The organism is Winogradskyella poriferorum (genome assembly GCF_050618035.1).
Lineage (GTDB): Bacteria > Bacteroidota > Bacteroidia > Flavobacteriales > Flavobacteriaceae > Winogradskyella > Winogradskyella poriferorum_A.
This window is the reverse complement of the sequence record NZ_JBODPY010000001.1, coordinates 1044106-1059522: the sequence shown is the minus strand read 5'-3', so window position 1 is coordinate 1059522 and position 15417 is coordinate 1044106. Positions and strand designations below refer to the sequence as shown.

The following is a 15417-nucleotide window of genomic DNA, read 5'->3' as shown; positions in this document are numbered from 1 at the left end:
TTTATAGGTTTTTCAGAGCTTCTTTTATTATCTGCTCTACTAGGGCATCTGGATGTGTTTTTAAAATCTTATCAATAACTTTTTCTGACTGTTTTTTATTAAATCCTAAAACTTCTAAAGCAGATAACGCTTCATCTTTATTCGTATTGTTCGGTATTAAAGAAAGTTCATCAATACCATAGACTTTTAACACTTTGTCTTTTAGGTCAATTATGACACGTTGTGCGGTTTTAGCACCAATCCCTTTTACACTTTGAATCAAAGCTACGTCACCACTTGCAATTCCTTCCTTTACTTGTTCAGGAGATAAAGAAGATAACATTGTTCTGGCTGTATTTGCACCTATTCCACTTACAGAAATAAGTAGCTTAAATATTTCTCGTTCAGATTTAGTAGAAAAACCATAGAGCGTATGAGAATCTTCTCTAACCTGAAGGTAAGTATACAGTCTTAAATTTTCGCGATCTGGAATCTGGGAAAAGGTATGTAATGAGATATTAATGAAATAGCCAACACCATTGCAATCTATAACGACATCCGTAGGATTTTTTTCAACAAGTCTTCCCTCTAAGTGTGTAATCATAAATCCTTTTAAAACTTAGATTAACCTGTATAAATACGTCTATTTTAATCTCCTAACAAATGTGCTTTTAAGGTATAGAGACTAATTAATTATGATACATAGGTTAATAAGCCAAATGTAATAAATTATTTTTCATTACAAAGCTTTGAATTGACCAAGAATATTGAATTAATGAACCCTTTTCTCTCTTTCTTGAGCATCAATAACTGCAATGGCCGTCATGTTCACAATTTCATCAACACTAGCATCTAATTGTAATATATGAACAGGCTTGTTCATACCCATCATTATTGGACCAATTGATTCCGTTTGGTTCAGCTCTTTAAGAAGTTTATAAGTTATGTTCGCCGCATCCAAATTCGGAAAAATTAAGGTGTTTACTTTTCGCCCAGCTAATTTTGAAAATGGGAATATATCCTGAAGCATTTCGGAGTTTAATGCAAAGTCTGTTTGTACCGCACCATCTACAATCATATCGGGATATATTTTATGTAAAAAAGAAACAGCATCATTAACTTTTTCAGCTCGTGGGTTATCGGAAGACCCAAAGTTTGAATAGGACGTCATTGCAATTACAGGTTCTATACCAAACATCTTTGTAACATTGGATGTCATTCTTGCAATTCTTGCCAAATCCTTAGCACTTGGATCAATATTTATAGAAGTATCACTCAAAAACATTGGACCTCTCTGAGTTATCATCACATTAGTAGTGGCTATCCTTGAAACACCATCTGCCATCCCAATAAGCTCTAACATTGGTTTTACCACATTTGGATAGCTTCGAGAGTATCCTGTAATTATACCATCAGCATCGCCTTCATTTACCATCATGGCTGCATAATAATTACGTTCACGCATTTTTTGTTGGGCAGCATACAAGGTTACACCTTGACGTTGGCGCTTCTCCCAATAGGACTTGGCATATCTGTTTTTACGTTCTAACTCCTCGTCTGACTTTGGATCTAAAATTGGGACGTCAACTTCAAAATCGATCTCTTTCATTAAATTAATAATGGTATCGCGCCTTCCTAAAAGAATAGGATGAGCAACGCCTTCTTCATATACAATCTGCGCCGCTTTTAAAACGTCGAGTTGATCAGCCTCTGCAAAAACAATTCGTTTTGGATTTGTCTTCGCTCTACCAAGCAACATTCGTACTAATTTATTATCAGATCCTAAGCGTTCAAGTAAGGTATTTTTATATCTATCCCAATCTTCAATAGGTGCTTTAGCAACACCACTTTCCATAGCTGCTTTAGCCACTGCAGGTGGAACCTCGGCAATTAGTCTTGGGTCAAAAGGTTTTGGTATAATATAATCTCTTCCAAAAGCTAATCTTGTTTCATTATATGCTAAATTTACTTGCTCAGGCACTGGTTCTTTAGCCAAATTAGAAAGGGCCTTCACCGCGGCCATTTTCATAGCTTCATTAATTTTGGTTGCTCTTACATCTAATGCGCCTCTAAATATGAAAGGAAAACCAAGTACATTGTTTACTTGATTAGGGTGATCGCTACGACCTGTAGCCATTATAATATCATCTCTTGTATCGATTGCAAGATTATAATCGATCTCAGGATTAGGATTTGCCATAGCAAAAACAATAGGGTCTTTAGCCATGGATTTTAGCATTTCTGGTGATACAATATCAGCCATGGATAAACCAATAAAAACATCTGCATCTACCATGGCCTCATCTAGTGAATCAATTTTTCTATCTGTGGCAAATTCTGCTTTTTGAGTAGTAAGGTTAGGACGATCTGCTCTAATGACACCTTTACTATCTAACATAACAATGTTATCTCTCTTAGCTCCAAAGGCTTGATAAAGGCGCGTGCATGATATAGCTGCGGCTCCTGCACCACTTACAACTATTTTTACATCTTCAATTTGCTTACCAGCTAGTTCTAGAGCATTTAAAAGTGCGGCAGCTGAGATTATTGCTGTTCCGTGCTGATCATCATGCATCACTGGTATATCGAGTTCTTCCTTAAGACGGCGCTCAATTTCAAAAGCCTCTGGAGCCTTAATATCCTCCAGATTAATCCCTCCAAAAGTTGGCGCAATATTTTTTACTGTATTTATAAATTCATCTATATTTTCAGTATCTACTTCGATATCAAAAACATCGATGTCAGCGAATATTTTAAACAGCAAGCCTTTACCTTCCATTACTGGTTTAGACGCTTCTGGCCCAATATTCCCTAACCCCAAAACGGCTGTGCCATTAGAAATGACGGCCACTAGATTTCCTTTTGCAGTGTACTTGTAGACGTTATCTACATCTTTGTCAATTTCTAAGCATGGTTCGGCAACACCAGGAGAATATGCTAAAGATAGATCTCGTTGAGAGGCATATTTTTTTGTTGGTATAACTTTTATTTTTCCTGGGGTTGGTTTGGCGTGATAAACCAATGCTTCAATACGCTTACTCTGCTTACTCATTTCTCGAAAAGAATTAAGCTACAAAGATACACAATGAAATATTTAAAATCTTATTCCTTTAGAAACTCAATATTCCTTTTTAGACCAGAGTATTTGGTTCTTTTTACAGCAGATTTTTTAAACACTTTTCTAAAGGTATCTTCAGTTATTTCTTCCCAATCTTTTTTGGACATTGACAACAATTCTGGGTGTGGATTAAATAGTGGTTCATTGTGTCCTTTTGAGAATCGATTCCATGGGCACACATCTTGGCATACATCACAACCAAACATCCAATCGTCAAATTTTCCTTTATAGTCGGTTGGTAAGTTCTCCTTTAACTCAATAGTAAAATAAGAAATACACTTACTCCCATCTACAACATAAGGTTCTGTTATGGCTTCTGTTGGGCAAGCGTCAATACAAGCAGTGCAGGTGCCACAGTGGTCTGTTACTGGTGTGTCATACTCTAGTTCTAAATCAATAATTAGTTCAGCGATAAAATAGAACGAACCTACTTGTTGCGTTAAAAGGTTACTGTGTTTTCCAATCCATCCCAAACCTGATTTTGCCGCCCAAGCTTTATCTAATACTGGCGCTGAATCCACAAAAGCACGTCCGTTAACTTCACCTATTTCGTCTTGAATACTATTTAAAAGTGACTTCAGTTTATCCTTTATTACAAAATGATAGTCCGTCCCAAAAGCATACTTTGAGAGTTTATAACTCTCTGTCTCTTGTACCTTATTAGGAAAATAATTCAGCAATAATGACACTACACTCTTTGATCCTTCAACTAGAAGAGTAGGGTCTAAACGCTTATCAAAATGGTTTTCCATATAGCGCATTTCGCCATGCATATTTTTCTTAAGCCAACGTTCTAATCTAGGTGCTTCTGTTTCGAGAAATTCTGCCTTACTTATTCCACAAGATAAAAAACCGAGGCGCTTAGCTTCGGTTTTAATAAATTCAGTGTATTTAATTTTGTTGTTCAGCATAATTTCAGGAGCTATAAATCATGTCCATAATAATGGTCAAAATAATCCACCTTGAGTCGGACCTTTAATCTTACCTAAATGTCTGTAGGCCTGTTCAGTCACTTCTCGACCTCTTGGTGTACGCATTATAAATCCTTGTTGAATTAAGAATGGTTCATAGACTTCTTCTATAGTTTCAGCACTCTCACTTACTGCAGTTGCTAAAGTGGTTATCCCTACAGGACCGCCTTTAAATTTCTCGATTATAGTTGTAAGGATTTTGTTGTCCATTTCATCCAGTCCATGTGCATCAACATTAAGTGCTTCTAAAGAAAACTTGGCGATCTTTATATCAATACTTCCATTACCTTTTATTTGTGCAAAATCCCTTACTCGTCTTAAAAGCGCATTTGCAATTCTAGGTGTTCCTCTACTTCTACCTGCAATTTCTATTGCTGCTTCCATCGAAATCGGGACATTTAAAATAGAGGCGCTGCGCTGCACAATTGTAGTTAATAACTCTGTATTATAATATTGTAAACGACTACTAATACCAAATCTCGCTCGCATTGGTGCTGTTAGTAATCCCGAACGTGTGGTTGCACCAACTAGAGTAAATGGATTTAAATTTATTTGAACTGTTCTGGCATTTGGACCAGATTCAATCATAATATCGATCTTGTAATCTTCCATTGCTGAATATAGGTACTCCTCGACAATGGGACTAAGTCGGTGTATTTCATCAATGAACAATACATCTCTATCCTCAAGGTTAGTCAGTAAACCAGCAAGATCTCCAGGTTTATCCAAAACGGGTCCCGATGTCACCTTTATACCAACATTTAGCTCATTAGCCAATATATGCGCTAGAGTTGTTTTACCAAGTCCTGGTGGGCCATGAAATAGAGTATGATCTAAAGCCTCATCCCTCAAATTTGCTGCTTGAACAAAAACCAATAGATTTTCAAGAACTTGATCTTGTCCCGTAAAGTCATCGAAGGTTAAGGGTCTTAACTTCTTTTCAACATCGAGCTCCTCAGGAGAATAATTTTCGTTTGAAGGATTTAAATTTTCATTCATGCCAAACAAATATAAAGAAAAAGCCTCTCTTAAATAGAAAGGCTTTTGATATGCTTAAATAAATTTTTAGTTAATGATGGAGCTCCTCTTCACCTTCTTTCATCGGTACATTTTGAGGTACAAAATCTTCATCATGCCCAGGCTTACTATAATCGTAAGACCAACGGTAAACATGTGGAATTTCACCTGGCCAGTTACCGTGCATGTGCTTAACTGGTGCAGTCCACTCTAATGTATTTGACCTCCAAGGGTTCTGCTCTGCTTTCTTACCATAGAAAATACTACTAAAGAAGTTATATAAGAACACTAATTGAATTAATCCACCAACTAATGCGAACATTGTAATTACAACCTGTGCATTTGTGGTATCATCAAACAATGGGAAATTTGAATTCGTGTAATAACGTCTTGGTAGTCCAGCCATTCCAATAAAGTGCATTGGGAAGAATACACCGTACGCACATATTGCTGTTACCCAGAAATGGAGGTATCCTAAATTTTTATTCATCATTCTACCAAACATTCGAGGGAACCAATGATAGATTCCGGCAAATACACCATACAAGGCAGAAATACCCATTACTAAGTGGAAGTGTGCAACCACAAAATAGGTGTCATGAACATTAATATTTAATGCACTATCTCCAAGTATAATACCAGTTAATCCACCTGTTATAAAAGTAGAAACCAGACCAATTGAAAATAGCATTGCTGGATTCATTTGTAGGTTACCTTTCCAGAGCGTTGTTATATAGTTAAACGCCTTTACAGCTGAAGGAATCGCAATTAATAAGGTTGTAAATGTAAATACAGAACCTAAGAATGGATTCATTCCAGAAATAAACATATGGTGACCCCAAACAATTGTTGAAAGGAATGCAATTGCCAAAATTGAGGCAACCATTGCACGATAACCAAAAATTGGCTTACGTGAGTTTGTTGCGATAATCTCAGAAGTGATTCCTAAAGCAGGTAATAATACAATATAAACTTCAGGGTGACCTAAGAACCAAAATAAATGTTCAAATAATACTGGTGATCCTCCTTGGTAATGTAAAACCTCACCTTGAATGAAAATATCAGATAAGAAGAATGACGTTCCAAAACTTCTATCCATAATTAACAATAATGCCGCTGACAATAATACTGGGAATGAAATAACACCGATAACTGCTGTTACAAAGAACGCCCAAATTGTTAACGGAAGTCTTGTCATAGACATTCCTTTTGTACGTAAATTAATTACAGTTACTATATAGTTTAATGAACCTAATAACGACGATGCGATAAATATGGCCATAGATACTAACCATAAGGTCATACCCATACCAGAACCACCTTGTGCAAGCGGTAATGCTGATAACGGTGGATATATCGTCCAACCTGCTGCTGCAGGTCCTGCTTCAACAAAGAATGAAGCAATCATAATTACACATGAGATAAAGAATAACCAATAGGAAACCATATTTAAAAATCCTGAGGCCATATCTCGTGCTCCAATCTGTAATGGTATTAATAAGTTACTGAAGGTACCACTAAGTCCTGCTGTAAGTACAAAGAATACCATAATTGTACCATGAATAGTAACTAATGCCAAATATATATCGGCATCCATAACACCACCTGGTGCCCATTTACCTAATAGGGATTCAAAAATAACATTTGGTTGCTCCGGCCATGCGATTTGCATACGCATTAGTAAGGACATTAATATCCCAATGATACCCATGAAAATTACACCAGTAAGTAAATACTGTTTAGCAATCATCTTATGATCTTGACTAAAAATGTATTTAGTTACAAATGTTTCTTTGTGGTGATGTACGTCGTGGTCGTCGTGTACGTGTGTATCTACTGTTGCTGACATAATCTTTCTTTTATTCTTTTTCGTTTAATTTTTTCTAATTTAATAAAGAATTTGCAAATTTTGTTTGCTCCTTCATCCATGCATCAAACTCAGCTTGAGTCTCTACAATTATCTTCATTTGCATGTTGTAATGTGATTTTCCACAAATTTTATTACATAAAAGAAGATAATCAAATTCATAAAGTAGGTCTTGACCCGCTTCTTCAATTTCAGCCTGTCTTTCTACTCTTAATTCATTAATGTTTTTTACTTTTTCCTGTATATCAGGATTTTGGCGCATTTCTTCAGTTGTAACCGTTGGTGTGAATGCGAATTGAGTCACCATACCTGGAACACAGTTCATTTGCGCTCTAAAATGTGGCATGTAAGCCGAGTGCAATACGTCCTGAGAGCGCATTTTAAATAATACTGGTCTTCCAACTGGTAAATGTAATTCTGTTACAATAACGTCATCTTGAGCATTTGGATCTGATTCATCTACTCCTAAGATATTTGCCTTATCTAGGTCTATTAATCTAACATTAGCTTTTCCTAATACATTATCATCACCGCCATATCTTGCTTTCCAGTTAAACTGCTGTGCATAAAGTTCCACAACCATTGGGTCAGATTCTTCATCTACCGTCATGATATCATTCCAAGTGAATAATCCGTAGATTATTAAACCAGCAAGTACAATTACAGGAATACCTGTCCAAACGGCCTCTAAAGTATTATTATCTGCATAGAACAAAGCTTTACGCCCTTTTTCACCTCTATACTTGTAAGCAAAATAGTGTAATAAAAACTGCGTGATAATCTGAACTATAAAGATTACAACAAAAGAAATAATCAGTAGGTTATCTAAACCTGGACCATGTTCTGATGCTGAGTTTGAAACTAAAGGTTGGTCTCCCAAATAAATAAAACTAACTATTGTAATTCCGTAAATAAAAACTAAGAATCCTAGCATTAAATAGCCATTTATTCTATTGTCTTTATCATCGGCTATTTGAGTGTTTGAAGCGCCTACTTGAGCTAAATCAAAAATCTTCACCATTTGCCATATAGCAACGGCTACAAAAAGTACAATTAATACTGTTAATAAAGCTGTCATTATCGTTTCTCTTCTTTTTTAATAATAATTAATAATGGAAATGTTCACTTTCCTTCATAAATGGATTACCTTTTGCTAATAGTGGTGCCTTACTCAAGGCGGTAAATACTACCAATAAAAACAATCCTCCAAATAAAAATATTGAGCCTATTTCTGGGATTCCAATCGCCCATCTATCTACCACAGTAGCTGGCATAATCATATTAAACACATCTAGGTAGTGTCCACATAAAATCACTATTCCCGCCATAACTACAAACCAAGGAATACGTTTGTAATCACTATTCATTAATATTAATAATGGGAAAATGAAATTCATGGCTACCATTCCAAAGAATGGTAATTTATAATACTCAATACGTGTCACATAATACGTTACCTCCTCTGGTATGTTAGAATACCATATTAGCATAAACTGAGAAAACCATAGGTACGTCCAAAAAATACTAATACCGAACATAAACTTGGCTAAATCATGAATATGGCTATCGTTTACAAATTGTAATAGGCCTTTTGACTTTAAATAAATTGTGATTAAGGCAATAACAGTAATACCACTTACAAACATACTTGCAAATACATACCATCCAAATAAGGTACTAAACCAGTGTGGATCTACACTCATAATCCATAACCAAGACACAACAGATTCTGTTACGATATAAAATACCAAGAACCCTGCAGACCATCTAAAAGCCTTTTTAAAGTTTGAATTATTATCTGAATTATCTTGAGCTAATGAGAATTTACGAACTAAGAAACGATAAGCACTCCATCCTAAGATGAATACTAAACTTAGTCCTATAAATACGCCCTTATTCAAAAATCCTGATTTACCTTGAATGAGTTTATCATGAGCAACAACCTCAGGATCCATCCATACAAAAATGTGTTTGTCCGCTATTAAAGCAATTGCAAAAACAATCAATGCTCCTGGAAGTACATAAGCCGTAATTGCTTCCATAACTCTAAATAGAACAGGAGACCATCCAGCCTGAGCTGCATATTGAATGGCATAAAAAGCGAGTACTCCTAATGCGATCATGAAGAAAAAGAACGCTGCCACATACAGTGCAGCATAGGGTCTATTATGAATTTGGTGAAGCACGTGTTCTTCATGGCTCATCTCATGGCCACCACCATGTGCTTCGTCTCCATGACCTTCATCAGCATGCGCACTAGACTCTCCATGAGAATCAGAAGCGTGTGCTACATCCGATCCATGAGTAGCTTCGCTACCATGATCACCATGGTGTGCCTCATTAGCAAGATACTCGGCTATGTTATCCTCTGTTACTTGATGAGAATCCCAAAATCCGTAACCTACTCCTAACAGTCCTAGAACTATTAAAACTATAGCACCTATTCTTAGTCGATTTGAAATTTTATATTCCATTTATATAATCTTTATCTAAATCTTATTTTTCTAAATCTGCCTTAAGTTTTTCAACGTAAGCCGTTACTTGCCATCTTTCTTCTTCATTCAATTGGTTGGCATATGAACCCATTGTGTTTTTACCATAATATATGACGTGGTAAATACTTCCTGTGGTAATTGCACGCCCAGCATCATCATAACTTGGTACACCAAGTATTTTTTCACGCTGCACCAATTTTCCTTGACCATTTCCTTTTGTTCCATGACATATACCACAGTAAACATCATATAATTCTTTACCTCTGGCATAATCAACATCTGCTGAATCTAATGGACTCGTCAAAGAAGCCTTTGCTTCTTCATAACCTTCGTTAGTATCTTCAATTTCATAAGGCATAAAATTACCTCTTGGAATTGTTCCTTCAGCAGGTAACTGTGCTTCAACACCATTATTAAATGCGTCTGATTCTTGATAAGCTTCGTAACCTACTGGTTCATACATATTCGGCATGTATTGATAGTTAGGTCTAGAATTTTTCTGGCAAGATGTAAATCCAACCAATAAAACTAATACTACGATATATTTTGCTACTATCTTCATATTAATGTGCGTCTTCTTCTTTATCTACTATATTGATTTCTACTGCACCAGTATCTTTTAACAAAGAGGTCAATTCACTCTCATTGTTATGAACTGCCACTTCAATTAAGAAATGATCATCAGTAGTTCTTGGATCCGGATTCTCAGCTTTTTTAAATGGCCACATTCTACTTCTTAAATAAAAGGTAATCACCATTAAATGCGCCGCAAAGAAAACGGTAAGCTCAAACATAATCGGAACGAATGCCGGCATATTTTCTAAATAACTAAAGCTTGGTTTACCACCAATATCCTGTGGCCAATCTTTAATCATAATGAAATTCATCATTACAATAGCAACTGTTAAACCAACACATCCATATAAAAACGATGTGATAGCAATACGTGTTGGAGCTAATCCCATTGCCTTGTCTAGTCCGTGAACCGGAAAAGGTGTGTATATTTCCTCGATGTGATGTTTTTCTGCCTTAACCTTTTTTACGGCTGACATTAACACATCATCATCTGTATAAATAGCATGAATTACTTTTGAAGCTTCCATAGACTATATTAGTTATTTAATAAATTTTTTGCCTGACCTGCCCAATCGTCACGTTCAGCTCTTCCTGGGAAAGAACCTGTGATTGAATCTAACAAGTCATATTCAGATTTTGTCATCTTACTTACTTGTAAGTAAGTGTAAATACCTATACTGTTAAGTACCTCTTCCATTTTAGGACCAACACCACTGATCTTTTTAAGGTCATCAGCCGTTTGAGTCGCAGCATCAAAAGAACCTATAGTACTTAATAGATTACTGACTTTTTCTTCATTATCTCCTGTATCTACTACTTCCTCAACAACTTGAGCTACTCCTGAAGATGTTCTTGGATCTACTCCTGTACCAACAAGGCTTTGTCCTGCCTCTCTTAAGTTTTTATATCTTTCACCTGAAGACTTTAAAATCGTCTTCACTTCAGCCTGTGCAATTACAGGGAATGTTCTAGAATAAAGTAAGAACAACACAAAGAAGAATCCAATTGTTCCGATGAAGATACCTATATCCACAAATGTTGGAGAGAACATGGTCCAAGATGATGGTAAGTAATCTCTATGTAAAGAGGTTACAATAATCACAAATCGCTCAAACCACATACCAATATTTACTACGATAGAGATAAAGAACGAGAACATAATACTTGTTCTTAATTTCTTAAACCACATGAACTGTGGTGAGAACACGTTACATGTCATCATTGCCCAGTAGGCCCACCAGTAAGGTCCTGTTGCTCTATTTAAAAACGCATATTGCTCATATTCTACACCAGAATACCATGCGATGAATAGCTCAGTGATGTAAGCCACACCTACAATAGAACCTGTAATCATAATTACAATGTTCATTAATTCTATGTGTTGTACTGTGATGTAATCTTCTAGATTACACACTTTACGCATTATAATTAAAAGTGTATTTACCATGGCAAAACCAGAGAAAATCGCACCAGCAACGAAGTAAGGTGGGAAAATCGTTGTATGCCATCCTGGAATCACCGACGTTGCGAAGTCAAAGGATACAATGGTATGCACAGAAAGTACTAAAGGCGTTGCTAAACCAGCAAGTACTAAAGATACTTCCTCAAATCTCTGCCAATCTTTAGCTCTACCAGACCAACCAAAACTTAAAAGCGAATAGATTTTCTTTTGGAAAGGTTTTACGGCCCTGTCTCTAATCATTGCGAAATCTGGCAATAAACCAGTCCACCAGAATACCAAGGAAACAGATAAATAAGTAGAGATCGCAAATACATCCCATAATAAAGGGGAGTTAAAGTTCACCCATAAAGATCCAAATTGGTTAGGGATTGGTAATACCCAATATGCTAACCATGGACGACCCATGTGAATAATAGGGAATAAACCTGCTTGGACTACAGAGAATATTGTCATTGCTTCTGCAGAACGGTTAATTGCCATTCTCCATTTTTGACGGAATAATAATAGTACGGCAGAAATCAAGGTTCCTGCGTGACCAATACCAACCCACCAAACGAAGTTAGTAATATCCCATGCCCAGTTTACAGTCTTGTTAAGACCCCAAACTCCAATACCAGTTGAAATAGTATAAATAATACAACCTATTCCCCAAAGGAATGCTACTAAAGAAATACCGAAAACAATCCACCAAGCTCTGTTGGCTTTACCTTCTACAGGTCTTGCAACATCTACAGTTACATCGTGGTACGATTTTTCTCCAGTAACTAAAGGTCTTCTAATAGGTGCTTCGTAATGAGACGCCATAATTATATAATTGATTCTTTAATTTATTTATGCTTTAGCCGTATTTCTTACTTTGGCTTGGTACACCACATTTGGTTTAGTACCTACGTGCTCAAGTAAGTGATATGCTCTTTTATCTTCTTTTAAAGCAGCGATTTGGCTGTCTTTATCATTAATGTCACCAAATACCATCGCGCCATTTCCACAAGCTGCAGAACAAGCGGTTTGGAATTCGCCATCCTTAATCTCACGTCCGTCACGCTTCGCATCTAGAATCGTCTTCTGCGTCTTTTGGATACAGAATGAACATTTCTCCATAACACCTCTCGAACGAACAGTTACATCAGGATTAAGAACCATACGTCCTAAATCATCATTCATGTAATAATCAAACTCATCGTTCTTGTTATATAAGAACCAGTTGAAACGACGTACTTTGTATGGACAGTTGTTTGCACAATATCTTGTACCTACACAACGGTTATATGCCATATGGTTTTGACCTTGGCGACCGTGTGCCGTAGCTGCCACAGGACATACAGTCTCACATGGAGCATGGTTACAATGCTGACACATTACCGGCTGGAATGCAACCTGCGGGTTGTCAGCAGGACTTTCCATCTCACCAAATTCACTTAATGAGCTACTTAATCCAGAGATATTATCTTTCTTTTCATTATCACCTTCAAATGTATCTTGAGATGAATAATACCTATCGATTCTTAACCAGTGCATATCACGGCTTCGTCTCATTTCAGACTTACCAACTACTGGCACATTATTTTCAGCATGACAAGCTATAACACAAGCGCCACAACCTGTACATGCATTAAGATCTATAGATAAATTGAAATGGTGTCCTATAGAACGATCAAATGAATCCCATAAGTCCACATCTGGAGATGTTACAGGTGTTTCAATGTGATCTTTAGACACTTTAGGAATTGCGTTCCAATACTCTTTATCCTTAGTATTGAATATCTCTAAAGTTGTTTCTTTAATGATGTCACCACGACCCATTAAAGTATTGTGTAACTGCACACATGCAAACTCATGCGTTCCTGCTGCTTTGCTTACACTTACTTCTTGTGCAGCATTAAAATTTTGATATAATGGATAGGCGTTAACACCTGTCTGCATTTCTTCTTTTAATCCAGAAGTTCTACCATAACCAAATGAAAGACCTACTGAACCTTTTGCTTGTCCTGGTTGGATAATTACTGGTACATTCGATACGGTTATTCCATTAACGGTTACATCAGCGTAACTACCATTTAAACCACCATTTGCTACATTCTCATTGATTAGACCTAATCGATCTGCATCTGCTTTAGAAATAGTCAAATAATTATCCCAAGAGGTTCTTGTAATAGGATCTGGAAATTCTTGCAACCATGGATTGTTAGCCTGCTGGCCATCACCCATACCCACTTTAGGATATAATGAAAGCTCCATATCGCCTGCTTTCACAGAAGACACTAATGCACCAACTGCGTTTCCTGATGGTGTATCGGTTTCAACTTCAGAATCTGAAGATGTTGCATCATCGGTAGATGAAGATGATACAAAATATCCGTTTTGAACAGCCTCGTTAAAAGAAGCTCCATTTAATATATCTGAGGCCCAAACCTCTTTTATGTAATCTCTGTATGAAGATCCATTACCGTTCCATGCTAATACAACTTCTTGAAATTGTTTTGTATCAAACAATGGACGGATCGTCGGTTGCATCATTGAATAATGACCCGACTTTAATTCTACATCTCCCCAAGATTCTAAGAAGTGAGGAGCTGCAGCTATAAAAGTACAAAGTGAAGACGTTTCGTCTTGTTTCATTGAAAAAGCAATTGACAAATCTGTCTTTGCTAATCCGTCTGCGAATTCACCGGCATTTGGTAAACTATACATTGGGTTAACACCACATGTAATTAAAGCACCAACTTTACCAGCCTTCATATCTGCAACTAATTGCGTTACGGCTTTATCGTTACCTTGACGCGTCTTAATAGTTGTCTTAGGATCAAATGCTTTACTATTTAAGTAGGTGTTTAATTCTAACACTAATGCTTGCGCATTTACATCTTGAATTCCTGTTACAACTACCGCATTACTACCTGCTGCAGTTAACTCTTTCGCAGCTGCGTTAACTGCCTTATCTATTGCTTCAGGCAATTTAGCACCTCCAGCAGAGTTTCCTGTTACGTAACTGTATAATTTTGCTAAAACTAGTTTTTGCTCACTAGGCTTTAATGGCACGCGCTTGTCTGCATTTGCACCAGCAAGCGACATATTAGATTCAAATTGAATATGGCGTGACATTTTACCATGATCTGGTACACGTCCTTTAGCATAGCCAGACTCAAATCCTCCACCTTGCCAATCACCAATAAAGTCAGCACCAATAGATACTATAGTTTTAGCTTTAGAGAAATCGTAATTAGCCATTCCTCTTACACCATATTTTGCTTCGTAAGCATCTAATGTTGCAGATTCCGATATAGCATCATACACTACATGACGCACATTACCATACTTCTCGGCAAACTCACCCACTAATTTTTTTGTAGATGGACTTGCAAATGTCTGCGTTAAGAAAACTATTTCTTTACCATCCTCTAGATTATTGAATGCCGAAGTGGTCTCAGACATAAATGCACTCCAAGAGATTTGTGTATCTCCCTTCATTGGAGCCTTAACTCTCAAGTTGTCATACAAACCTAATATTGAAGCATTAACTCTGGCATTTGCCATTCCATTTGTTGAGGCATCAGTATTATTCTCAACTTTAATTGGACGTCCTTCTCTTGTTTTAATTAAAACACTAGCAAAATCATAACCATCAGCAATTGTAGTTGCATAGTAATTGGCAACACCAGGGATAATCTCCGTTGGTTGCACAACATAAGGTATAGATTTTATAACTGGGCCTTCACACGCTGCTAAAGAAGCTGCAGCGGTACTAAACCCTACGTACTTTAAGAAATCACGACGCGAAGTAGACGAAGATTCCAATGTTTCTTTATCTCCTAAAAACTCATCTGTTGGTATCTCTTCTACAAATTCGTTTTGCTGTAGCGTCTCAACAATAGAGCTATTCTCATTTAGCTCTTCAACACTTTTCCAGTATTTCTTGTTTGATGACATATATT

The 15417-nt window shown here is 36.7% G+C and carries 11 protein-coding genes; all 11 read right to left on the bottom strand.

The window, feature by feature from the left end:
• Window position 1: 1 nt before the first annotated feature.
• Window positions 2-583, bottom strand: a complete 582-nt coding sequence (gene ruvA / locus ACRHOC_RS04685) for a Holliday junction branch migration protein RuvA (protein WP_431157409.1) — start codon at window positions 581-583, stop codon at window positions 2-4.
• A 168-nt stretch (window positions 584-751) separates the two neighbouring features.
• Window positions 752-3031: an NADP-dependent malic enzyme gene (locus tag ACRHOC_RS04680; protein WP_431157408.1), complete on the bottom strand. Its 2280-nt coding sequence runs from the start codon at window positions 3029-3031 to the stop codon at window positions 752-754.
• Between the two features lie 50 nt (window positions 3032-3081).
• Window positions 3082-4008: a tRNA epoxyqueuosine(34) reductase QueG gene (queG, locus tag ACRHOC_RS04675; protein ID WP_431157407.1), complete on the bottom strand. Its 927-nt coding sequence runs from the start codon at window positions 4006-4008 to the stop codon at window positions 3082-3084.
• Between the two features lie 36 nt (window positions 4009-4044).
• Window positions 4045-5067, bottom strand: coding sequence for a Holliday junction branch migration DNA helicase RuvB (gene ruvB, locus ACRHOC_RS04670; RefSeq protein ID WP_431157406.1), 1023 nt, complete (start codon window positions 5065-5067; stop codon window positions 4045-4047).
• Between the two features lie 70 nt (window positions 5068-5137).
• Entirely contained in the window at window positions 5138-6934 is a 1797-nt protein-coding gene (locus ACRHOC_RS04665) for a cytochrome c oxidase subunit I (protein ID WP_431157405.1), read from the bottom strand.
• A gap of 34 nt (window positions 6935-6968) precedes the next feature.
• A complete protein-coding gene (locus ACRHOC_RS04660) occupies window positions 6969-8030 on the bottom strand; it encodes a cytochrome c oxidase subunit II (protein ID WP_431157404.1) in 1062 nt (353 codons plus the stop codon).
• Between the two features lie 28 nt (window positions 8031-8058).
• Window positions 8059-9426 carry a quinol:cytochrome C oxidoreductase gene (locus ACRHOC_RS04655; RefSeq protein WP_431157402.1) on the bottom strand — a complete coding sequence of 456 codons (1368 nt, stop codon included), beginning with the start codon at window positions 9424-9426 and terminating at the stop codon, window positions 8059-8061.
• 22 nt (window positions 9427-9448) lie between these two features.
• Complete coding sequence (locus ACRHOC_RS04650; RefSeq protein ID WP_431157401.1) at window positions 9449-10009, bottom strand: c-type cytochrome; 561 nt, start codon at window positions 10007-10009, stop codon at window positions 9449-9451.
• Window position 10010: 1 nt separating this feature from the next.
• Entirely contained in the window at window positions 10011-10550 is a 540-nt protein-coding gene (locus ACRHOC_RS04645; RefSeq protein ID WP_431157399.1) for a DUF3341 domain-containing protein, read from the bottom strand.
• Between the two features lie 8 nt (window positions 10551-10558).
• Complete coding sequence (gene nrfD, locus ACRHOC_RS04640) at window positions 10559-12289, bottom strand: NrfD/PsrC family molybdoenzyme membrane anchor subunit (protein ID WP_431157397.1); 1731 nt, start codon at window positions 12287-12289, stop codon at window positions 10559-10561.
• A gap of 27 nt (window positions 12290-12316) precedes the next feature.
• The gene (locus ACRHOC_RS04635; protein ID WP_431157395.1) at window positions 12317-15412 is read right to left on the bottom strand and encodes a TAT-variant-translocated molybdopterin oxidoreductase; all 3096 of its coding nucleotides are present in this window, start codon (window positions 15410-15412) and stop codon (window positions 12317-12319) included.
• Between the last annotated feature and the right edge of the window lie 5 nt (window positions 15413-15417).